This window comes from Nonomuraea sp. NPDC001636 (genome assembly GCF_040298265.1).
Taxonomy (GTDB): domain Bacteria; phylum Actinomycetota; class Actinomycetes; order Streptosporangiales; family Streptosporangiaceae; genus Nonomuraea.
The window spans coordinates 185178-205766 of record NZ_JBEOZT010000002.1; the positions used below are offsets into that span (position 1 = coordinate 185178).

At 73.1% G+C, this 20589-nt stretch carries 18 protein-coding genes; 6 read left to right on the top strand and 12 right to left on the bottom strand.

What is annotated here, in order from left to right:
• Positions 1 to 7: 7 nt before the first annotated feature.
• The 3 genes from ABT158_RS04605 to ABT158_RS04615 all read right to left on the bottom strand — a co-directional run bounded on the left by ABT158_RS04605 (position 8) and on the right by ABT158_RS04615 (position 2777).
• Positions 8 to 427 (bottom strand): hypothetical protein, encoded by a 420-nt coding sequence (locus ABT158_RS04605; RefSeq protein WP_352350851.1) that lies wholly within the window; start codon positions 425 to 427, stop codon positions 8 to 10.
• A 62-nt stretch (positions 428 to 489) separates the two neighbouring features.
• Positions 490 to 1188 (bottom strand): response regulator, encoded by a 699-nt coding sequence (locus ABT158_RS04610; RefSeq protein ID WP_352350853.1) that lies wholly within the window; start codon positions 1186 to 1188, stop codon positions 490 to 492.
• On the bottom strand, positions 1185 to 2777 hold the full coding sequence (locus ABT158_RS04615; protein ID WP_352350855.1) for a sensor histidine kinase: 1593 nt from the start codon (positions 2775 to 2777) through the stop codon (positions 1185 to 1187). Before ABT158_RS04615 ends, ABT158_RS04610 begins: the two co-directional genes overlap by 4 nt.
• A 128-nt stretch (positions 2778 to 2905) precedes the next feature.
• On the opposite strand from ABT158_RS04615, the gene ABT158_RS04620 reads away from it, so the two are divergent.
• Together ABT158_RS04620 and ABT158_RS04625 are read left to right on the top strand one after the other, a co-directional pair.
• On the top strand, positions 2906 to 3496 hold the full coding sequence (locus ABT158_RS04620) for a class I SAM-dependent methyltransferase (RefSeq protein WP_352350857.1): 591 nt from the start codon (positions 2906 to 2908) through the stop codon (positions 3494 to 3496).
• 26 nt (positions 3497 to 3522) lie between these two features.
• Complete coding sequence (locus ABT158_RS04625; RefSeq protein ID WP_352350859.1) at positions 3523 to 4704, top strand: acyl-CoA dehydrogenase family protein; 1182 nt, start codon at positions 3523 to 3525, stop codon at positions 4702 to 4704.
• A 6-nt stretch (positions 4705 to 4710) separates the two neighbouring features.
• On the opposite strand, the gene ABT158_RS04630 is transcribed toward ABT158_RS04625, so the two are convergent.
• From ABT158_RS04630 to ABT158_RS04645, 4 genes are read right to left on the bottom strand one after another with little or no spacing between them, the layout of a single operon-like run.
• The gene (locus tag ABT158_RS04630) at positions 4711 to 5262 is read right to left on the bottom strand and encodes a hemerythrin domain-containing protein (RefSeq protein WP_352350861.1); all 552 of its coding nucleotides are present in this window, start codon (positions 5260 to 5262) and stop codon (positions 4711 to 4713) included.
• A 57-nt stretch (positions 5263 to 5319) separates the two neighbouring features.
• Entirely contained in the window at positions 5320 to 6099 is a 780-nt protein-coding gene (locus ABT158_RS04635) for an enoyl-CoA hydratase/isomerase family protein (protein ID WP_352350863.1), read from the bottom strand.
• Positions 6096 to 7010: an alpha/beta hydrolase gene (locus ABT158_RS04640; RefSeq protein ID WP_352350865.1), complete on the bottom strand. Its 915-nt coding sequence runs from the start codon at positions 7008 to 7010 to the stop codon at positions 6096 to 6098. The genes ABT158_RS04635 and ABT158_RS04640 overlap by 4 nt, the downstream gene beginning before the upstream one ends.
• A 9-nt stretch (positions 7011 to 7019) precedes the next feature.
• The gene (locus tag ABT158_RS04645) at positions 7020 to 7706 is read right to left on the bottom strand and encodes a gamma-glutamyl-gamma-aminobutyrate hydrolase family protein (RefSeq protein WP_352350867.1); all 687 of its coding nucleotides are present in this window, start codon (positions 7704 to 7706) and stop codon (positions 7020 to 7022) included.
• 324 nt (positions 7707 to 8030) lie between these two features.
• Here ABT158_RS04645 and ABT158_RS04650 point away from each other — a divergent pair, with 324 nt between their 5' ends.
• Positions 8031 to 9149, top strand: coding sequence for a globin domain-containing protein (locus ABT158_RS04650; RefSeq protein ID WP_352350869.1), 1119 nt, complete (start codon positions 8031 to 8033; stop codon positions 9147 to 9149).
• Positions 9150 to 9171: 22 nt separating this feature from the next.
• Here ABT158_RS04650 and ABT158_RS04655 read toward each other — a convergent pair whose 3' ends face one another.
• Positions 9172 to 9981 carry a helix-turn-helix domain-containing protein gene (locus ABT158_RS04655; RefSeq protein WP_352350871.1) on the bottom strand — a complete coding sequence of 270 codons (810 nt, stop codon included), beginning with the start codon at positions 9979 to 9981 and terminating at the stop codon, positions 9172 to 9174.
• Positions 9982 to 10154: 173 nt separating this feature from the next.
• Here ABT158_RS04655 and ABT158_RS04660 point away from each other — a divergent pair, with 173 nt between their 5' ends.
• On the top strand, positions 10155 to 11234 hold the full coding sequence (locus ABT158_RS04660; protein WP_352350873.1) for a WD40/YVTN/BNR-like repeat-containing protein: 1080 nt from the start codon (positions 10155 to 10157) through the stop codon (positions 11232 to 11234).
• A gap of 3 nt (positions 11235 to 11237) precedes the next feature.
• Positions 11238 to 11558 (top strand): ubiquitin family protein, encoded by a 321-nt coding sequence (locus tag ABT158_RS04665; RefSeq protein ID WP_352330107.1) that lies wholly within the window; start codon positions 11238 to 11240, stop codon positions 11556 to 11558.
• A 4-nt stretch (positions 11559 to 11562) separates the two neighbouring features.
• Here the strand turns inward: ABT158_RS04665 and thyX are convergent, their stop codons facing one another.
• The 4 genes from thyX to ABT158_RS04685 all read right to left on the bottom strand — a co-directional run bounded on the left by thyX (position 11563) and on the right by ABT158_RS04685 (position 18812).
• Complete coding sequence (gene thyX, locus ABT158_RS04670) at positions 11563 to 12345, bottom strand: FAD-dependent thymidylate synthase (RefSeq protein ID WP_352350875.1); 783 nt, start codon at positions 12343 to 12345, stop codon at positions 11563 to 11565.
• A 133-nt stretch (positions 12346 to 12478) separates the two neighbouring features.
• Positions 12479 to 15118, bottom strand: a complete 2640-nt coding sequence (locus ABT158_RS04675; RefSeq protein WP_352350877.1) for a M4 family metallopeptidase — start codon at positions 15116 to 15118, stop codon at positions 12479 to 12481.
• 330 nt (positions 15119 to 15448) lie between these two features.
• On the bottom strand, positions 15449 to 16594 hold the full coding sequence (locus ABT158_RS04680; RefSeq protein ID WP_352350879.1) for an amidohydrolase family protein: 1146 nt from the start codon (positions 16592 to 16594) through the stop codon (positions 15449 to 15451).
• A gap of 91 nt (positions 16595 to 16685) precedes the next feature.
• A complete protein-coding gene (locus ABT158_RS04685) occupies positions 16686 to 18812 on the bottom strand; it encodes an anthranilate synthase component I (protein WP_352350881.1) in 2127 nt (708 codons plus the stop codon).
• Positions 18813 to 19051: 239 nt separating this feature from the next.
• Between ABT158_RS04685 and ABT158_RS04690 the strand changes: the two genes are divergently transcribed.
• Positions 19052 to 20491 carry a glycosyltransferase family 39 protein gene (locus tag ABT158_RS04690; RefSeq protein WP_352350883.1) on the top strand — a complete coding sequence of 480 codons (1440 nt, stop codon included), beginning with the start codon at positions 19052 to 19054 and terminating at the stop codon, positions 20489 to 20491.
• The last annotated feature ends 98 nt before the right edge of the window (positions 20492 to 20589 follow it).

Sequence of the window (20589 nt, forward strand, 5' to 3'; positions counted from 1 at the left end):
TCAGACCTTAGCGGCGCCGCGCCGCCGACGGCGACCACGACCAGATCAGCAGCGCGCCGATGAGGCCGAACAGCAGCACCCCGTTGGGCACGTGCGCGCCCAGCCAGGACCAGGTGAAGTGCTGGAGGAGGCCGACGACGAGCAGCGCGACGCTGGCCCACACCGGCCAGCCGGCGCCGCGGCCCGGCCGCCAGACCAGGACGGCCAGCACGATCTGCACGAGCGCCACCAGGTGCACGACCATGCCCGCCATGACGTGCGTCTCGGCCAGCGCGCCGCCGCCCGCCGCCACGGCCTGTCCGGCGAACGAGGCGGCCACCAGCAGCGCGGCGGCCTGGGCGATGACGACGACGCGCAGGCTGTAGAGCAGCCCGGCCGACACCTGCCGGGTCGTGCCGGGACGCGGCATGACCTGTGTCTCCCCCATGATGTGGATCCTTTCTGCGAACGAAGGACCCACATCGTGTCGAGGACGGCCACATGCGGTCGTCAGCCTGCGGGATGACCCCCTGATCCCCCGCGTGGCGGACGGACCGGGCGGAAGGCGGCGTCCACGAGACCGGAGCGGTGGGCGACCACGGCGGCCTGGATGCGGTTGCGCAGGCCGAGCTTGTCCATGGCGGCGGCGATGTGCGTCTTGACGGTGGTGACGCCGACGTGCAGCTCCTCGGCGATCTCGGCGTTGGACAGGCCGGTGCCGACCAGGGCGAGCACCTCCAGCTCCCGCTCGGTCAGCCCGGACGGCGGCGGCACGGCGGCCTGCTCCTCGGCGGCCAGGAAGCGTTCCACGACCCGGCGCAGCACCGAGGGGGCCAGCAGCTGCTCCCCTGCGGCGGCCCTGCGCACGGCGTCGACCATGCGTTCCGGCTCGTCGTCCTTGACCAGGAAGCCGACGGCGCCGGCGCGCAGGGCGGCGTGCACGTCGGCGTCCTCGGCGAAGGTGGTGAGCACGACCACGCGGGCCCCCGGGCGGGCCGCCAGCACCCGTCTGGTCGCCTCCAGGCCGTCGACGCGGGGCATGCGCAGGTCCATGAGGATGACGTCGGGCACGTGGCGTTCGGCCAGGCGGACGGCCTCGGCGCCGTCCTCGGCCTCGCCCACGACCTCCATGTCCCCCGCGGCCTGCAGCAGCATGCGCACGCCCGCGCGGACCAGCGCCTGGTCGTCGGCCACCAGGACGCGGATCACGCGGCGCTCCTGGCGGGCAGGCTGGCCAGCAGCAGCCAGCCGCCGTCGCCGTCGGGGCCGGCGCTGAGGGTGCCCCCGAGGGCGCGCACCCGCTCGCGCATGCCGGCCAGGCCGCGGCCGGAGGAGGGCAGCCGCTCGATGACGGTGGGCGGGCGGCCGTTGCGGATCTCGATGGACAACCCTTCCTGCGCGGGGGCCACGGTGACGCGGACCCGGGTGCCGGGGCCGGCGTGTTTGAGCACGTTGGTGAGACCTTCCTGGACGATGCGCGCGGCGGAGGCGCGGGCGATGAGCGGGGCGCGGTCGCTGGCCGGGTCGAGGTCGAGGTCGACGACGAGGCCGGCGGCGGCCATGCGTTCGGCGGACTCGCGGACCACGTCGGCCGGGTTGGCCAGCAGGTCGGGGCCGCGGTCGGGGTCGCGCAGCAGGTCGAGCAGGTCACGCAGGTCCTGCAGCACCTGATGGCCGGTCTCGCGGATGTCGGACAGCGCGTCGGCGACCGGCCCGTCGGGCGCGGTGTAGCGGGCGGCGCTGGCGCGCAGCACCATGGCGCCGACGTGGTGGGCCACGATGTCGTGCACGTCGCGGGCGATGCGCTCGCGCTCGGCGAGCTGGTCGGCGCGCACCTGGGCGACCGCGAGCCGGGCCGACTCCTCGGCGCGCAGGCGTTCGGCGGCGGCGGCGGACTGCCGCATGCCGAGGTAGCGGCCGATCGCGATGGGCGTGGCCACCAGCGTCATCAGCACGCCGACGCGCAGCGGGGTGATCTCGGTGCCGTCGCCGACGACGGCGATGGCGGCCAGCAGGCAGCCGGTGAGGTACGCGGCCCCCGTCCAGGCCCAGGAGGCGACGCGCATGGAGAACACGCCGATCGCGATGAGCGTGAGGATCAGGCAGGTGTTGACGGCGTCGTTGAGATAGGTGTCGGCGGCGATCAGCAGCACGCCCTGCAGCAGCAGGACCAGGCCGGGCAGGCGCCGGGCGACGCCGAGCGACAGCCCGCCGACCACGGCCAGCAGGCCGATCACCCACACCGGCAGGGCGCCGCTGTGCCAGGAGGTCCAGGTGCTGAGCACGGTGATGGCCACGCCGCCGGCGGCCAGCAGCGCGTCGGGCGTGACGTCGCGCTCCTCCAGCCGCTCGGCCGAGCTGCGCAGGTAGGCCCCGAGCACGGTGGGGAAGACGGGCAGCAGCACCGAGTACATCCAGGTGTTGCCGGTCATCGCGATGCCGGGGTCGGCGATGTTGACCGCCGTGGCCAGGACGGTGGCGCCCACGCCGGCCATGGCGGGCCGCCACGGGACGCGGAAGCCGACCACGCCGAGCGCGACGCAGATGAGGATCTGCGCGGTGTTGGAGGTGTAGGAGCCGAGCTGGTCGCTGAGCACGAGGAAGACGGCCAGGTAGAGGGTGACGGCCAGCGGCCACCGCCGTACGAGCCCCATGGGCAGGCCCACCAGGAGGGCCATGGGGATGTTCATCGCCGCCGGCAGGTACGCGGTGTCGCCCGCGTGGGCCGTCGTCAACAGATCCAGCCCCACGCCTGATGCCGCGAGCAGGACATCGAGCGGCACACCACGCCAACGCATGGCCTCACGCTATCCACCCTCGGCCGATACCTGATCCTCCGCGCGGAGGACCCCGTCTCCTCCTAGTGGCCGCAGGTTCGTCCAGAGGAGGGAGCGCACAGGGTGATCTTCCCGATACGTTCGGGGCCATGTCCAACGACACCGCAATGTTCCTCGGCCAGTTCCTGCGCGCCCCCGCCGTGATCGGCGCCGTCGCCCCGAGTTCGCGCCGGCTGGCCGCGGCCGTCTGCGCGCCGGTCCCGGAGCGCGGCGAGCCGACCGTGGTGGAGCTCGGGCCGGGCACGGGCCCGTTCACGGCGGAGATCCAGCAGCGGCTGGCCGGGCGCGGCCACCACCTGGCCGTCGAGGTGAACGAGCGGCTCGCGATGCTGCTCGCGGCGCGCTTCCCCGCCGTGGACGTGGCCCACGCCGACGCGGCGCGCCTGGGCGAGCTGCTGGCCGGGCGCGGGCTGAGCCACGCCGACGTCGTGGTGAGCGGCCTGCCGTGGGCGGCCTTCCCCACGGGGCTGCAGCACGAGCTGCTGGACGCGGTGACGTCGGTGATGAGCCCCGGCGCGGCCTTCACCACCTTCTCCTACATCCACGCCATCCCGCTCAGCTCGGCCCGGCGGTTCCGGGCGCTGCTGGCCGAGCGGTTCGAGGAGGTCGTGCCCGGACGCACGGTGTGGCGCAACACGCCGCCGGCCTTCGTCTTCCACGCCCGCAGACCTCGACCCTGAACAGAACGAACTTCTACGATGGCGTGATGGATTTCACCCTTCCCGAGAGCGCCCAGGCCGTCCAGCGCGGCGTCGCCGAGATCTGCGCCCGCTACGACCTCGACTACTGGCAGCGGTGCGAGAGCGACAAGCGCTGGCCGGAGGAGGTCTGGGCCGACCTGGCCAAAGGCGGCTGGCTGGGCCTGGCCGTGCCGGAGGAGTACGGCGGGGGCGGGCAGGGGCTGCTGGAGCTGGCGGTGGCCACCGAGACGCTGGCGAGCTCGGGCGCGGCGGGCGGCTCGGCCTTCACGTACGTGCTCACCCCCGGCTTCGGCGCGCTCACCCTGGCCCGGCACGGCACCGCCGAGCAGCGGGCCGAGCTGCTGCCCCGGCTGGCCACGGGCGAGGTCGAGACGTGCTTCGCCCTGACCGAGCCGGACGCCGGCTCCAACTCGCTGGCGATCACCACCTCGGCCCGCCGCGACGGCGGCGACTACGTGCTCAACGGCCAGAAGATCTGGATCACCGGCGTGCAGCGGGCCACCTGGATGCTGCTGGTGACCAGGACGGTCCCGGCGGCCGAGGCCAGGCCGCGCACCCACGGGCTGACCGTGTTCCTGGTGAACGTGCCCGAGGCGGCCGCCGCCGGGCAGCTGTCCTTCCGGCCGATCCCCAAGATGGGCGCGAACACCACGCCGTCCAACATGGTGTTCGTCGACGACCTGCGGGTGCCCGCCACGAGCGTGGTCGGCGAGGTGGACGGCGGCGCGGCCGTGCTGTGGGACATCCTCAACCCCGAGCGGGTGCTGCTGGCCGCCTCCGCGCTGGGCGGCGCCGAGGTGGCGCTGCGGGTGGCGGTCGGCTACGCCAAGGAGCGCGAGGTGTTCGGCCGTCCGATCGGCGCCAACCAGGCCATCGCGTTCCCGCTGGCACAGGTCAAGGCCAAGATCGAGCTGGCGCGGCTGATGCTCTACAAGGCGGCCTGGTCCTTCGACCGGCGGCTGCCGTGCGGCACCGAGGCCAACGTCGCCAAGCTGACCGCCTCCCAGGCCGCGTGGGAGGCGGCCGACGCCGCGTTCCAGACGCACGGCGGCATGGCGTACTCGCTGGAGTACCCGGTGGCCAGGCTGCTGGCCGACGCCCGTATCGGAAGGGTGGCACCCGTGACCGAGGAGCTTCTGCTCAACTACCTCGCGACACAGGTGCTCGGGTTGCCCCGGAGTTTCTGACGGCCCTCAGGCCCTGCCCGTCGCCTTGCGGATCACGTCACGGGCCCTGTCCATGATCGCGGCGGGCGGGCCCGCCAGCAGGTTCTTCGGCGCGGTCTCGACGCCGGCGTGCGGATGCGTGGGCGCGATCGCCTCGGCGGCCTTGACCCCGATCGCCATCGCGTGCAGCTCCTTCTCGCCTGCGGCCTGCCTCAGCCTGGGGAACTCCTCGCGCTCCTCGGCCTCGGCGTGCTCGACGACGGCCTTGCGCAGCGTGGCCAGGTTGGCCGCGAACTGCGGGTCGTCGACGCCCGCCCGCTCCATCTGGGTGAGCATGTCCTTGGCCGCGTTCTCCTCGGCCAGGCGCTCGTCCACCAGGTCGTCGCCGTCGTCGACGTGGCGGCGCGCGTACGGGTGGACGATCTCCTCCTCTGCTGTCTCGTGGACGGCCAGCAGGCGCACCAGCCTCTGGAAAGCCGCTGCTTTGTCCTCGGGGGCAGCGTTCTCGACCTCCGTGAACTGGCTCTTGATCTGCTCGTGCTGGCGCACCAGCAGGTCGACCACATCGTTGTCCGTCATGAGGGTGCGCCTACCCCGGGCCCGGACAAGCACACGCGACAGGCACACGCGTCCGGCTCAGCCGAAGGCAGGCGGCCGCTTCTCGCGCACCGCGCGCACGCCCTCGACCACGTCGGGGCCGGTGAAGCCGAGGAACTCCATCGCCAGCGAGGCGTCGAAGGTCGGGCCGGCCAGGCGCAGCCAGTTGTTGAGGGAGTACTTGGTCAGCCGGATCGCCTCCTGGGAGCCCTGGGCGAGCCGGACCGCGATCTCCATCGCCTTGTCGTGCACCTGGTCGTCGTCGACGCACAGGCTGACCAGGCCCATGCGCTCGGCCTGCTCGCCGGTGACGGGCTCGCACAGCAGCAGGTGGTACTTGGCCTTGGCCATGCCGCACAGCAGCGGCCAGATGATCGCGGCGTGGTCGCCGGCGGCGACGCCGAGCCGGGTGTGGCCGTCGATGATGCGCGCGGTGCGGCCGGCGACCGAGATGTCGGCCAGCAGCGCCACCGCGAGCCCGGCGCCCACGGCCGGGCCCTGGACGGCCGAGACGATGGGCTTGGAGCAGTTGAGCACGTTGTAGACGATGTCGCGGGCCTCGGCGAACACGCGCATCCGGGTGGCGTGGTCGCGGGTCATCTCCTCGATCATCGACAGGTCGCCGCCGGCCGAGAACGCCGTGCCCTCGCCCCTGACCACGATCGCCCGGACGGAGTCGTCGCGGTCGGCCTCGCGCCAGATCTCGCTCAGCTCGCGGTGGCCGGTCATGTCGACGGCGTTGAGCCTGCCGGGCTCGCTGATCGTGACGCGCAGCACGCCCTCGGCCGGGGTGTCGAGCTTGAGCTTGGTGTAGGTCACAGGTGCTCCCGCAGGCGGTCGGCGATGTACTGCCTGGCCTCGGCCGCCTGGTCGAACAGGCCGGGCAGGCCGAAGAAGCCGTGGATCGCGCCGTCGAACCTGCGCGCCTCCACCGGCACGCCGGCGTCGGCCAGGCGGCGGGCGTAGTGTTCGCCCTCGTCCCTGAGCACGTCGCACTCGGCGGTGAGGACGGTGGCCGGCGGCAGGCCGGTCAGGTCGTCGATGCGCAGCGGGCTCAGCAGCGGGTCGGCGGGGTCGGCGCCGGGCGCGTAGCGCTCGGCGAACCAGGCCATCTCGGCGGCGTCGAGCCCGAAGCCCTTGGCGTAGGCGCGGTAGCTCGGGGTGTCCATGGCCGTGTCGAGCACCGGGTAGACCAGCGCCTGGTGGGCCAGCCGGATGCCGGACCCGGCGGCCCGCCAGGCGGCGACGGCGGCCAGGTTGCCGCCGGCGCTGTCGCCGACGACGGCCACGCTGCCGTTGCTCTGGTAGAAGGCGGGCCTGGCGAAGACGTCGCGCACGACGGTCCAGGCGTCGTCGGCGGCGGCCGGGAAGGGGTGTTCGGGGGCCAGCCGGTAGTCGGCCGAGACGACCACGGCGCCGGTGCGCAGGGCCAGGTCGCGGCCGAGCGCGTCGTTGCGCCTGACGCTGCCGAAGACCCAGCCGCCGCCGTGGAAGTAGACCACGACGGGCAGCAGGCCGTCGCCGGGGTCGGCGCGGTAGATGCGGATCGGGACGTCGCCGGCGAGCTCGTCGCGGACGAACGGGAGTGTGGTCAGCGGCCCCCGCTGGGCCGCGAAGCCGTCGTGCGCGCGCATCTCCTGGATCGTGGCCAGGTCGAGCGTGGCCAGGTCGGTGTTGAGGTCCGACGGGTAGAGGGCGACGTAGTCCCGCGCCTGGGGGTGCAGCGGCATGAGCGCAGCCTAGCGGGCCGCCTCGACGAACGCATCGAAGAGCCGATTGTCCCCGCCGCGTTCGGGATGCCACTGGACGCCGACGCAGAACCGGTGGCCCTGGAGCTCGACGCCCTCGACGATCTGGTCGTCGGCCCAGGCCACCGCGAGCAGGCCGCTGCCCAGCCGGCGCACGGACTGGTGGTGCGGCGCGACCGCCTCGACGTGGTCGCCGACGGCCTTGCCGAGCCTGCTCGACACGCTCACCTGGATGTCGTGCACCGCGCCCGGCTCGCCGTGCCGCTCGTGGCCGAGCACCTCGGGCAGCCACGGGATCAGCGTGCCGCCCTGGGCGACGTTGAGGACGTGCAGGCCGCGGGCGATGGCCAGGATCGGCAGGCCGGCCCGGACGGCGGCCGTGGCCAGGGCCAGCTCGTACCGGTCGCGGTGGGGCTGCGGCTCGGGCGCGCGCTCGTCGTGCTCGCCGCCATAGGCCGCGGCGGCGAGGCCGGCGCCGCCGGCCAGCAGGACGCCGGACAGGCCGCCGACGTGGTCGGCGGCGACATGGGGGTCGAGCGGCGGCAGCAGCACCGGCGCGCCGCCGGCCCGCTCGACCGCCTTGGCGTAGGACGGCGGTGACAGCACGGCCTCGCGCACCCAGTCGCCCCAGCGGGCGGCCTCCAGGTAGGCGGTGATGCCGATGAGCGGTCGGGACATGCGGATCTCCAGCGGCGGGTCAGGGCTTCCCGGGCCACCCGCCCGGGGTGGAGGACCGCCATGGCGGGATGCTACGCCTCCGCCGTCCGGCGGGAAACACCGGAAACCGAAAGACGAAAATTACTTTTATTCGTTTTCTCCGCCGGAAATGCCCATATCGCAATTGGGGTGAATCGGTTGTGACGCATCAGAGGTGGTGTAAGACTCATTTCCGAGCGCGCCGGATGTGCCGGGGCACGCAGCGCGTTCACGACCCGGAGCCGTCAGGAGGTGGCCGACGCGGCCGGAATCGATTTTCCGGTCCAATGGGGTGGGGTTGAGTGCATGTCGTTGAATCCGCGACTGGTGAAGGAGAGCTTCTCACTCGTCGAGCCCGTGGCCGACAAGGCGACCGCGTACTTCTACGGGCGGCTGTTCGCCGCGAGCCCGCAGCTGCGGGGGATGTTCCCGCCCGCGATGGACGTCCAGCGCGACCGGCTGTTCGGCGCGCTGACCCGGATCGTGTGGAGCCTGGACAGCCCGGACGGCCTGGCCGCCTACCTCGGCCAGCTGGGCAGGGACCATCGCAAGTACGGGGTGCTGGCCGAGCACTACACGGCCGTCGGCACCGCCCTGCTGGCCACGATCCGGCGCTTCGCCGCCGAGGTGTGGAACGACGAGATCGAGGCGGCGTGGGTGTCGGCGTACACGGCGGCGGCGAACCTGATGATCGAGTCGGCCGAGTCGCAGGCGGGCGTCTCGCCGGCCTGGTGGCCGGCCGAGGTGGTGGACCACGAGCTGCGCCGTCCCGACATCGCGGTGATCACGCTGCGGCCCGCACAGCCGCTGCCGTACACGGCGGGCCAGTACGTCACCGTCCAGACCGCGCGCTGGCCGCGGGTGTGGCGCACGTTCTCCATCGCCAACGCGCCGCGCCCGGACGACACGGTCACGCTGCACGTGCGCTCGGTGCCGGGCGGCTGGGTGTCCACGGCGCTGACCAGGCACACCAGGATCGGCGACACGGTCATGCTGGGGCCGCCGATGGGCACGATGACGCCGCGCGAGCACAGCGCCCGCGACCTGCTGTGCGTGGCCGGCGGCACGGGGCTGGCCCCGCTGAAGGCGATCGTCGAGCACGTCATCGCCTCGGGCCGCCGGCCGCGGATCCACCTGCTGCACGGCGTGCGCACCGCCGACGAGCTCTACGACCTGCCCGACCTGCTGGCGATGCAGGCGTCCTTCCCGTGGCTGCAGGTGCTGCCGGTGGTCTCCGGCGACCCGTCCTACGCCGGGATGCGCGGCCACCTGCCCGAGGTGACCGGGCGCTTCCACTCCTGGCGCGAGCACGACGTGTACGTCTGCGGACCGGGCGGCATGGTGGACGGCACCGTGCGCCGCCTGCAGGCCGACGGCGTGCCGCCGGCGCACATATACCGCGACGTCGTCCCGGGGGAAGGCTAGGACGCCCTCCCCCGGGGGGCCGTCAGGAGGCCGCCGGGTCGCGGCGGAAGGCGGCGGCGGTCTCCTCGTCGGCCGGCCAGAACGTCTCGATGGCCAGCTCCGAGACGGTCACGTCCATCGGCGTGCCGAAGGTGGCGATGGTGGTGAACATCGACAACACGCGGTCGCCGTCGGCGATGCGCAGCGGCAGCAGGATGTCGCCCGGTCCCGGCACGTGGGCCACGTTGAGGTTGACGCCGGGGTAGGTGTAGGCGGCCAGCTCGTCGTGCAGCTCGGCCAGGCGGCCGTCGGCCGACGCCTCGGCCTGCCTGCGGAGCTGGTGCAGCAGGTACGCGCGGACCTCGGCCAGGTTCAGCAGCCTGCCGCCCATCGCGTCGGGGTGCAGCGACAGCCGCATCACGTTGACCGGCTCGGCCAGCAGCTCGGCGGGCACGCCGGCCATGAACATGGCGGCCGCCGAGTTGGCCGCCACCAGGTTCCACGCCGCGTCCACGACCAGCGCCGGGTACGGCTCGTGCCCGGCCAGGATCTTGTCCAGCGCCTGGCGGACGACGGCCATCTCCGGGGCGCGCACCTCGCGCTCGGGGAAGACCGGCGCGAACCCGGCGGCGACCAGCAGCCGGTTGCGGTGGCGCAGCGGCACGTCGAGCTCCTCGGCCAGCCGCATCACCATCTCGCGGCTGGGCCGGGCGCGGCCGGTCTCCAGGAAGCTGACGTGCCGGGAGGAGACGTCGGCCTCGATGGCCAGGTCGAGCTGGCTCACCCGGCGCCGCTGCCGCCACGACCGCAACAAATCACCAAAAGTCTCTTCTTGTATCGCTAGTGCTCCCATGTCATGAAATTTAGCGGGGAGAGGGAAGTATCACGATTACCTGTCGGGTAATGCCCGCGCCGCCCGGCCGTCCGGGGACGGCCGGGCGGCAGGCGTGCGGCAAATCTCCCAGTCCTCGGCACCGCCGCCGCGCGCGTGGCACGATGGCGGCAAGCGAACATGGGAGCGATGCTATGAGTGACGCAGTCCTCGCGATCGGCACCCGCAAGGGCCTGTTCCTCGCCCGTTCGGCGGGCGGCGGCCCGTTCGAGATCGAGCCGATCCGGTTCTCCACGGTCGCGGTGCCCTCGTTGGCCATCGACACCCGGGCAGGCGCCCCCCGGTTGCTGGCCGGCATCGAGTACGGCCATTTCGGTCCGTCCGTGATGTACTCCGATGATCTCGGCGAGTCCTGGGGCGAGGCGCCCCAGCCGCCCATCGCCTTCCCCGACAAGACCGACGCGACGCTGGCCCGGGTGTGGCAGCTCACGCCCTCGCCGTCGGAGCCGGGCGTGGTGTGGGCCGGCGTGGAGCCGGCCGCGCTGTTCCGCTCGGAGGACAACGGCGTGACCTACCGAATGGTCGAGGGCCTGTGGGACCATCCCCACCGGCCGCGGTGGCAGCCGGGCGGCGGCGGGCTGTGCCTGCACACGATCGTCCCCCACCCCACCGACCCCGAGGTCATGGGCATCGCGGTCTCGGCGGCCGGCTTCTACCGCACCCGCGACGGCGGCATGTCGTGGGAGGCCGCCAACCAGGGCATCCGGGCGCCGTTCCTGCCCGAAGGGCAGCAGTATCCCGAGTTCGGGCAGTGCGTGCACAAGGTCTGCCGCGACCCCGCCCGGCCCGACCGGCTCTACCTGCAGCACCACTTCGGCGTCTACCGCAGCGACGACTTCGGCGGCAGCTGGCACGACATCGGCTCCGCGCTGCCCTCCGACTTCGGCTTCCCCATCGTGGTCCACCCCACCCGCCCCGACACGATCTTCGTGCTGCCGCTGACGGCCGACGTCGACCGCACCCCGGTCGGCCACCGCTACCGGGTCTGCCGCAGCCAGGACGCCGGCGCCACCTGGCAGGAGCTGGGCGAGGGCCTGCCCGAGGGGCCCGTGCACGCCACCGTGCTGCGCGACGCGATGACCGCCTCCCCCGCCGGGCTGTTCTTCGGCACCCGCGACGGCGAGGTCTACTGCTCGCGCGACGACGGCGAGAGCTGGTCGCAGGTCGCCCGCCACCTGCCCGACGTGCTGAGCGTGCGCGCGGCGGTGCTCTGACCGATGGCCAGGTCATTCACCAAGCCCGTGACGATGGTCGTGTTCGTGCTGCCCAGCTCGCTGCGGCGGTGGGTGAGCGGGCGCACCGAGGTGAAGGTGTTCGCGGTCGGCGCCGACCGCGACTCCCCGCCCACGCTCGGCTCGGCGCTCGACATGCTGCGGCGCACCCATCCGCTGCTGGAGGAGCGGCTGCGCGACGACTACGGCCGCATCCGCCGGCACATCAGCATGATCGTGTGCGGGGAGAACGCCCGCGGGCTCGGCGGCCTGGACTGCGCCCTGCCGCCGGGCGCCGAGGTCTACGTGCTGCCCGCGCTGGCCTGACGCCTCAGACCTTGCGCCAGCCCGGCACCCAGGCCCCGTCCTCGACGACGTAGTCGCCGAACAGGGCGGGCGCCTCCTTGCGCATGAGCTCGCCGATGCGCTGGAAGAGCAGGCGGATCTCCTCCTCCGCGCCGACGGCGGTGCGGGCCTCGATCGTGTGCCGCAGCGTGCGCACGTTGGCCGTCCAGACCAGGCCGGTGGCCAGGCCCTCGGGGGCGAAGCGGCGCATGAACGACGTGCGGTGCTTCTTCTCCGAGAACGGCACGCCCTCCTCGTCGAGCCCGAAGTGGCCGGCCATCCAGAGCTGGAACTGCTCCAGCTGCTCCAGCACGGCCGTGGCCCGCTTCATCAGCTCGGGGTCCTGCTGGGCCCACTCGGGGAACCAGAAGGGCAGCTCGTCGAGCCGGACGAAGCGCAGCGACTCCTGGGAGATGGCCACGCCGGGCCGGTGGCGCACCAGCTCGTGCGTCAGGACGCGGCTGACGTTGTGCAGCACGAAGCTGAAGCTGACGTGTTCGAGGACCGAGCCGTGCGCGCTGGCCAGGATGTTGCGCAGGTAGTCGTCCTGGTTCTCCCTGATGCGCACCACGTTGGGGTTGAGGCCCGGCTCGAAGGAGCGGTAGCAGAGGCGGCCGGCGAACTCGGCGAGGTTCTGGGCGTCGAGGTCGCCGCGGTCGAGCCGCTCCAGCCAGCTCTCGCCGCCGACCTCGCCCAGATAACGGGCGAGCTCGTCGTAGTCAAGCTCAGGACGGGCGACGATGAAGACCTCGGGTTCGACACTGCGCATAAGGGAGCCCCCCGCTCGGGTTCTGTGGTTTGTGACGGGCTCAAGCAAACCAGCTCGCGGGGCTGCGCGCGACTCGGCGCCCGCCGTCCCCCTCCGGAGGCACGGCGGGCGCCGGGCGGACACCCTTGGCAGGTCAGCAGCGGTGCGCGGGCCTGTCGCGGGTCACCAGGTCGGTGTCGCCGGCGGTCCCGTCCTGCCACAGGACACGGCCCGCCGCGCCGGCGGCGAACAGCGCCTGCTCCCCGCGGTTGCAGGAGTAGCGCTCAAGGGCCCCGCCGGTGACCGGAACCTGGTAGATCTTGGTCAGGTTCGCGTTCTCCAGCGTGGTCCCGTCCGGCTGCACGCCGACGGTCACCCGCGACTCGCTCGCGTCGAGCCAGGTGGCGTACGGCGCCTGCGGCCCGTCCGGCACGACCGGCGTCTGGCCGGTGCCGTCCAGGGCGGCCCGCATGACGCCCATCCGGCCGTCGCGGTCGGCGTCGTAGAGCCAGACGACGTGCCCGGCGGTCAGCGCCGGGCGGATCGACAGCGACGGGATCGCGCCGGCCGGCGGTACCTCGGGCACCACGACCTCCTTGCCGGTCGCCAGGTCGTGCACGACGGGCGTGCTGTGGCCGCCCCCGGAGCCGAAGCTCACCCGCACGTAGACCAGCCGGCCGCCGGTGACCGAGGGCATGTACCCGGCCACGCCCTTGTCGGCGGTGAGGTTGACCGGGGCGGCGTTCCCGCGCTTGAGCCACAGCTCGACCTCGCCGGTCGCGGGGTCCTCGCCGGACCAGGCCACGGCGTCGCCCGAGACCGCGGCGGCGTAGACGTAGCCGGTGGTCTCGTGCAGGACGGTGGACGGCGCCGAGGCGTCGAGCGGCCGGGAGCGGACCTGGAAGCGGCCCGACTCGGCGTCGAGGGCGACCCACACCGCGCGCCTGCCGTCGGTGGCCGGCGTCCAGTCCCAGCGGCCGTCGTCGGACACGGTGGTCGCGGGGCCGCCGCTCACGCGTCCGGTCCGGATGACGGTGGGGCCGTTCGCGTCGGGGGTGCTGTCGGTGACGGCGTACCGGTCACCGGCCAGGGCGGGCGGGTCGAGGGAGTCGGTGAGGCCGTCCAGGACGACGCGGCTGTCGGTGCGGATCAGCCGCTCCCAGCCGGGCCTGATGCCGTGCCGCTCGAAGGCCAGCGCGATCGCCAGCCGGTCGCGCGCCGGCAGCCGGGCGGCGCGGGCGGCCGACTCGACGGCGCGGCGGCCGTCGGCGAAGTCGTCCAGCGGGGTCATGTACTCGGTCAGCGCCTTGTAGACGACCTTGTCGAAGCCGGCGCCGAGCTGTTCCCTGACGTCCCACAGGGCGCCGGAGAAGATCGTGGAGTTGAGGTGCACGCCGCCGGCGTCGATCGCGGTGGTGACGCCGAGGTAGTCCTTGACGGCGTTGCGGTCGTCGTCGAGGTCGCGGGTGGCGCACTGGGCGGGCGGCAGGCTCTTGCACAGGTCCTCGCCGAGCAGGCTGGCGTCGGGGTCGCTCATCGGGATGCCGAGCGCGCCGGTCTGGATGGCGTTGCCGAAGTAGTCGGCCAGGCCCTCGTTCATCGCGCCCGACTGGCCCTGGTAGACCAGGTCGGCGCTGTGGGTGATGACGCCGTGGGTCATCTCGTGGCCGACGACGTCGAGACTGGCGGCGAAGGAGTGCAGGTCGGCGCCGCCGCCGCCGTAGACCATCTTGGTGCCGTCCCAGAAGGCGTTCTCGAACGGGCTGCCGTAGTAGGTGACGTTGACGACCGAGTACATCGTGCCGCCCTTGCCGTCGAGCCCGTCGCGGCCGAGCCCCTTGTAGTACTCGTAGACCTTGCCCGCGCCCCACTGGGCGTCCACGGCGCCGCTCTCGGTGTGCTCGGGGCCGAAGGCGGGGGCAGCCGACTTGGCGAGCTCGGTGCCCGCCGGCACGCCGGGTTCGAGGAACTGCTGCACGTCGGCGCCGGCGGCGTCGTAGGTGAGGATCTCGCCGGTGGTGCCGTTCCACATCGGGCGGGCGCGGTCGCGCAGCTCGTACGCGCCGTCGGCCCGCTGGTAGACGTTGAGCGGGACGGTCCTGCCGTGCGCGGTCTGCCCGCTGCCGGTCGCCGGGCCCTCCATGCGCAGCCGGTCCAGGGCGAACAGCGGCCGGCCGGAGTGGGCGTCCACGTAGGCGTCCAGCAGGACGGGCCGCTTCCTGGCCGCGTCGGCGCCGGTCAGGGTGACGTGCCAGGCCAGCACGCCCTTGCCGCGCGGCAGCACGACGAGCTCGCCGGGCGTGGCCTTGACCGTGGCGCGGACCTGGTCGTCGCGGACGAGCCGGGCGCGGGCCAGCCGGGCCGCCAGCGCGGGGGTGACCGTGGGCGTGGTGTTCACGTCGAGCTCGGTGAGGAAGCGGCCGCCGGCGCCGGTGACCTCGCGCTGCGCGCCGTCCTTGCGGAAGCGGACCAGGTACTGGGCGCCGAAGACGGGCAGGTTCCGGTACCGCTGGGCGAACCTGACGGTCTCGTCCTGGCCGTTCACGACCGTGCGCAGCGGCACCAGGTCGGCGGGGTCGAGGTGGTAGCGCGGGTCGGCCAGGTGGGCCTTGGCCGCGGCGACGGGGTCGGCTGCGGCGGCGGGCTCGGCCAGCCCGCTCACCTCGGCGGGGGCCCGGGTGCCGGCCCGGGACTCCACCTGCGGCTGCGGCGGGTCGTCGGCCGCCGCGACACCGGGGACGGCCAGCGCGAGCGACAGGGCTGCGGCCGTGAGGACGAAGGGACGCCAGGACACGACACCTCCAGGTGTGGCGTAGGGGTTCTGGCGTCCACGATCATCACAGCAATATTGACAAATAGACAAATCACAATTTGATTACCGGAAATGTAAATTTCCGATTAGTGAGGGAAATGTCGTGAATTAATGGCATTCCGTTACGGCGACAACGCGCACCGCCGCCACCGTGGACGCCCACCCCCGCCCTCGGGCGGCCCGAGCAGGCGCCGTCGGCGGGCGCCGCGCCGAGCCGCCACCGGCGGCGGGCGGGCCTCAGATGCGGTACACCCGGCGGGCCTCAGATGCGGTACACCCGGCGGGCGTCAGAGGCGGTACACCCGGCGGGCGTCAGAGGCGGTACACCCGGCGGGCGTTGCCCGAGCCGATCATGTGGGCGATCCTGGCCGCGTCGGCCGGGCTCCACTCCCCCGCCTCCAGCCTGGCCAGCAGGGCCGCGCCCAGCGCCTGCCGGTGGTACAGGGCGCCGAGGTAGCCGGTCTCGGCCACGCCCCGGCAGCCGGAGCTGAACAGCTGCTTGTGGAACGGCGCCAGCTCCAGCAGCTCGTCCATGACGCGGGCCGAGGCGGCGGCGGCGTGCGGCAGCGCCGGGCCGACGTCGACGTAGACGTGCGGGTAGACGCCCGCCAGGTAGGCGGCGGTGCGGTGGTAGGGGTAGCAGTGGAGCAGGATGATCGGCACGCCGAGGGGCTGCAGCGCGTCCATGAGGGCGCTGAGCCTGGCCGGGTCCGTACGGTGCAGGTCGGGGCCGCGCCCGCCGAACCCGGCCTGGAACTGCACCGGCAGCCCCCGCTCGCGGGCCACGTCGATCGCGCTCCACAGCAGGTGGCGCAGCAGCACCGGGTCGGTCAGCGGCCGTTTGGGGTCGGCCAGGCGGCGGTTGGCGCCGGCGATGACCGAGCCGGTGCTCGGCCTGGCCGGGTCGAAGTCGAGCCCGCAGCGGCCCGCGATGACCGTCTTGAGGCCGACCGCCCTGGCGGCCCTGGCCGACAGCTCGTCGGCCAGGCCGTCGAGGTAGTCGACGGCGAGCTGCGCCGACTCGGCGACGTCCTGCTCGATCTGCTCGATCCGGACGATCTCGTCGGCGGCGGCTCCGCCGTGGCGGCCCATCTCGGCCGCCGACAGCAGGTCGATGTCCTCGTCCCCGGTGTCCACCAGGAACGCCACCACCCCCGCCCCGGCCAGCAGGCGCCGGTTGACCTCGCCGGCGCCCAGCTCGGCCCGCCGGGCGAGGTAGACGGCCGGCGGCGCGTGCGGCTCCAGGTCGAGCAGCGGGGCGCACCAGCGGCGCAGGCTCACGCCGAACGGCGAGTCGAAATGCGTGGTGCCGGGCGGAGCCGGCGCGCCGCCGGCGTTGATCAGCGGCTCGAACTGGGCCCGGGTCAGGTCGTCCCGGCGAACCCCGTGACAGTGGTGGTCGACGAGCGGGGCGAGCAGCGCGTCACGCACCGTGTCGGGCAGGGCTACGGGGAGCATGCGGAGACTCTAGGGGAGCCCCGCACGCCCCCGCGGACGTTTTGCCCTACGACAGGAACACCCTGCCCCTTCCCAGACGAACCGGCCCGGGTCAGCGCCGGGTGAGGCGCAGCACGTTCGCGATGATCTTCGCGCCCGCGCCGCCCTCCTGGGTGAGGATCGACTCGGGGTGGAACTGCACGGCGAAGCGCCGCCGCTCGACGTCCTCGATGGCCATGACGTTGCCGTCGGGCGTGAGCGCGGTCGGGGTGAAGCCGACCACGCCGGGCCGCTTGGCGTGCAGCGAGTGGTAGCGGGCCGCGGTGAACTCCTCGGGCAGCCCCTCCAGCAGCGCGCTGTCGCCCAGGCGGCTGACCTGGCCGCGCTTGCCGTGCTCGGGGTAGTCGAGCAGCTCCAGCGAGCCGCCGGCGTGCTCGACCATGGCCTGCAGGCCCAGGCACACGCCGAAGACGGGCAGGTCGCGGGCGTAGATCTCGTCGATGAGCGCCGCCATGCCGAAGTCGGACGGCCAGCCGGGGCCGGGCGAGAGCACCACCAGGTCGGGCGCGACGTCGTCGATGGTGCGGGCCGGGAAGCCGTGGCGCAGCGTCACCACGTCGGCCCCCTCCTGGCGGAAGTAGTCGGCCAGCGTGTTGACGAAGGAGTCCTCGTGGTCGACGAGCAGCACCTTCATGCCGGCCCCCGGCTGCTCCCTGACCACGGCGGGCGGGACGGCGTCGGGCTGGTTGACCGAGGCCAGGGCGCCGAGCAGGGCGCTGGCCTTGAGCTCGGTCTCGCGCTCCTCGGCCTCGGGGTCGGAGTCGAACAGCAGGGTCGCCCCGGCCCGGACGGTGGCCACGCCGTTCTTGATCTGGGCGGTGCGCAGGGTCAGGCCGGTGTTCATGGAGCCGTCGAAGCCGATGAAGCCGATGGCGCCGCCGTACCAGCGGCGGGTGGTGGCCTCGTGGTCCTCGATGAACTGCATGGCCCACGTCTTGGGGGCGCCGGTGACGGTGACGGCCCACATGTGGGTGAGGAAGGCGTCGAGGGCGTCGAACTCGGGACGCAGGCGGCCCTCGATGTGGTCGACGGTGTGGATCAGGCGCGAGTAGAGCTCGATCTGGCGGCGGCCGATGACCTTGACCGTGCCGGGGACGCAGATGCGCGACTTGTCGTTGCGGTCGACGTCGGTGCACATGGTCAGCTCCGACTCCTCCTTGACGCTGCTCAGGAGGGTGCGGATGGCCTCGGCGTCCTCGACCGGGTTGCTGCCGCGGGCGATGGTGCCGGAGATGGGGCAGGTCTCGACGCGGTCGCCGTTGACCCGGACGTACATCTCGGGCGAGGCGCCCACGAGGTGCTCGCCGTCGCCGAGGCTGATGATGAACTCGTACGGCGCCGGGTTGCTGTGGCGCAGGCCGCGGTAGAAGGCCGACGGGTCGGTGCAGACGGCGTGGAAGACCTGGCCGGGCACGACCTCGAACAGGTCGCCGCGCTTGAACCGCTCCTTGGCGGCGGCCACGACCTTGGCGTACTCGCCGCGCACCGGGTCCTTCGGCAGCTCGCCGGGGACGACCTGCGGGACGGAGCTGCCGGTGCGCTCCAGGCCGCGGGTGGTGGCGCCGTCGACGATGAACTCGTAGCGGTACTCGACGCTGGTCTCGCGCTGGCGGTCGATGACGACGATCCGGTCGGGCAGGTGGAGCACCAGGTCGCGCTGGTCGTCGGGACGGGCCAGCTCCTGCCGGATGGGCTCGAACTGGAAGGCCAGGTCGTAGCCGAAGGCGCCGTAGAGCCCGAGGTGGGGGTCGTCGCCCGCGAAGGCGGCGATGACCTCGCGGATCGCGGTGAACACGGTGGGCCGGCGGCTGCGCATCTCCTCCGGCAGCAGGTCCTCCGACTCCGGGACGTGCACCTCGACGCGGTCGGGCGTCGGCTCGCTGACCGGCTTGCCCGCGGCGAGCAGGCAGGAGGCCACGGCGGGCAGCACGACCCTGCCGCGCTCGTTGAGCGCGGTCGCCGAGATGACCCGCCCCTTGGCGACCAGCTCCAGGCAGGGGTCGACGTAGCCGAAGGCCCATCGGCTGTAGCGGCCCGGGTAGTCCATGCCCGACGAGAAGGCGCCGCCGCGCCGCTCGCCGAGCGCGGTCACGATCTCTTCGAGCGCCTCTTCCGACACGTCACGTGCCTCGCGCTCGACGCCGACGCCCCCGGCGGTGGTATATCCGCTGGTCTCCACTTGCTGCCCCTTACCACGTCACATCATGAGGCCCCGGGGGCGGACACGAGAAAGGCCGCCATCCGGGGCGGCCGTCCTTTGAGAGGAATGCGAAAACGCGCCGCCTAGAAGCGGCGCCACCACTGGATCTGAGGGCGATTTCGCATGCCCCCCAGGTTAACCGGCGGACCAAGATCGCGCAACGCGACACCCGGTCAGGCAGTGACAAAGGGCGGGGAATGGATCTAGCCTCGACGTCCATGGAACGGCCCTGGGCGTGGCGTCCGGTGACGGTGACGGCGGTCCTGACCGCGGTCGTGGCTCTCGCACTGAGCCCCTGGTACGGCTACCACCGCGACGAGCTGTACTTCCGGGTCCTGGCCGGCCACCCTGCCTGGGGGTACGTCGACCAGCCCCCGCTGACGCCCATGCTGGGCAAGGCGGCGCTCGGGCTGTTCGGCGACACGGTGACGGCGCTGCGGGTGTTCCCCGCGCTGGCCGCGGCGGCCGTGGTCGTGCTGGTGGCGCTGGTGGCCCGGGAGCTGGGCGGCGACCGGCTCGCCCAGACGATGGCCGCCGTGGGCGCGGCGACCGGGGCGTACACGCTGATCGCGGCGCACACGCTGCTGACGGTCAGCTTCGACCTGCCGCTGTGGACGGCGGCGATCCTGTTCGCGCTCCGGGCGCTGCTGCGCGAGCAGCCGCGCTGGTGGCTCGCGGCGGGCGCGGTGATCGGGCTGGCCACCTACAACAAGCACCTCATCGCGCTGCTGGTGCTGGGCCTGGCGGCGGGCCTGCTGATCGCCGGGCCGCGGCGGGCGCTGGGCAGCCCGTGGTTGTGGGGCGGCGCGCTGCTGGCCGCGGTGCTGGCCGCGCCGAACCTGGTCTACCAGGCCACGCACGGCTGGCCGCAGCTGTCGATGGCCGCCGCGCTCAGCGCGGACAAGGGCGCCGAGATGCGGGTGATGTTCGTGCCGATGCAGCTCACGCTGTTCGGCCCGGTGGTCTCGGTGGTCGCGGCGCTGGGGTTCGTCCGGTTGTGGCGCGACCGGCGGGTGCGGGCGGTGGCGGTGGCCTATCCGGTGACGGCGGTGCTGACGCTGGTCAGCGGCGGGCGCTTCGACTACACCGCGGGGCTGATCGTGGCGCTGTTCGCGGCCGGGTGCGTGAGCGTGTCGCGGGCGCGGGCCGGGCGGGTGCGCGCGGCGTGGGCGTTCCTCGCGGTCAACGCGGCGGCCTGCGCGGTGCTCGCGCTGCCGCTGGTGCCGGTCGGCGCGCTGGCCGGCACGCCGGTGCCGGCGATCAACGAGGTGGCCCGCGAGTCGGTCGGCTGGCCGCGCTTCGCCGCGGCCGTCGGCGGCGTGCTGCGGGCGCTGCCGCCGGACGAGCGGGCCCGCGCGGTGGTCGTGACCGGCAACTACGGCGAGTACGGCGCCCTGGACCGGGCGGGCCTGACCCGCGTGTACTCCGGCCACAACCAGCTCTGGGCGTACGGCCCGCCGCCGGACGACGCGACCGTGGCGATCCTGGTGAACGCGGGCGGCCGGGCCCGCGCGATGTTCGGCTCCTGCGAGCAGAAGGCCCTCGTGGACAACGGCGTGGACGTCGACAACGAGGAGCAGGGCCTGCCGGTGTGGCTCTGCCGGGATCCCGTGCGGCCGTGGTCCGCCACCTGGCCAATGTGGCGACATTTCAGCTGACCACATTACATTTCGGGACTTATCCGAGCTTGTTAGGATCAGCGCCCTTGCTTTCCCGACAGGATCTCTTCACCCTTCTCGACAGAGGCTGAAAGATC

Bases quoted from the DNA above. Each gene is read 5' to 3' on its own strand.
- ABT158_RS04640 (WP_352350865.1), bottom strand. From the start codon at position 7,010: ATGCCGCTGCACCCCCAGGCGCGGGACTACGTCGCCCTCTACCCGTCG.
- ABT158_RS04645 (WP_352350867.1), bottom strand. From the start codon at position 7,706: ATGTCCCGACCGCTCATCGGCATCACCGCCTACCTGGAGGCCGCCCGC.
- ABT158_RS04630 (WP_352350861.1), bottom strand. From the start codon at position 5,262: ATGACGGACAACGATGTGGTCGACCTGCTGGTGCGCCAGCACGAGCAG.
- ABT158_RS04680 (WP_352350879.1), bottom strand. From the start codon at position 16,594: ATGCTCCCCGTAGCCCTGCCCGACACGGTGCGTGACGCGCTGCTCGCC.
- ABT158_RS04665 (WP_352330107.1), top strand. From the start codon at position 11,238: ATGGCCAGGTCATTCACCAAGCCCGTGACGATGGTCGTGTTCGTGCTG.
- ABT158_RS04615 (WP_352350855.1), bottom strand. From the start codon at position 2,777: ATGCGTTGGCGTGGTGTGCCGCTCGATGTCCTGCTCGCGGCATCAGGC.
- ABT158_RS04660 (WP_352350873.1), top strand. From the start codon at position 10,155: ATGAGTGACGCAGTCCTCGCGATCGGCACCCGCAAGGGCCTGTTCCTC.
- ABT158_RS04620 (WP_352350857.1), top strand. From the start codon at position 2,906: ATGTCCAACGACACCGCAATGTTCCTCGGCCAGTTCCTGCGCGCCCCC.
- ABT158_RS04605 (WP_352350851.1), bottom strand. From the start codon at position 427: ATGGGGGAGACACAGGTCATGCCGCGTCCCGGCACGACCCGGCAGGTG.
- ABT158_RS04690 (WP_352350883.1), top strand. From the start codon at position 19,052: ATGGAACGGCCCTGGGCGTGGCGTCCGGTGACGGTGACGGCGGTCCTG.
- ABT158_RS04655 (WP_352350871.1), bottom strand. From the start codon at position 9,981: ATGGGAGCACTAGCGATACAAGAAGAGACTTTTGGTGATTTGTTGCGG.
- ABT158_RS04625 (WP_352350859.1), top strand. From the start codon at position 3,523: ATGGATTTCACCCTTCCCGAGAGCGCCCAGGCCGTCCAGCGCGGCGTC.
- ABT158_RS04650 (WP_352350869.1), top strand. From the start codon at position 8,031: ATGTCGTTGAATCCGCGACTGGTGAAGGAGAGCTTCTCACTCGTCGAG.
- thyX (WP_352350875.1), bottom strand. From the start codon at position 12,345: ATGCGCAGTGTCGAACCCGAGGTCTTCATCGTCGCCCGTCCTGAGCTT.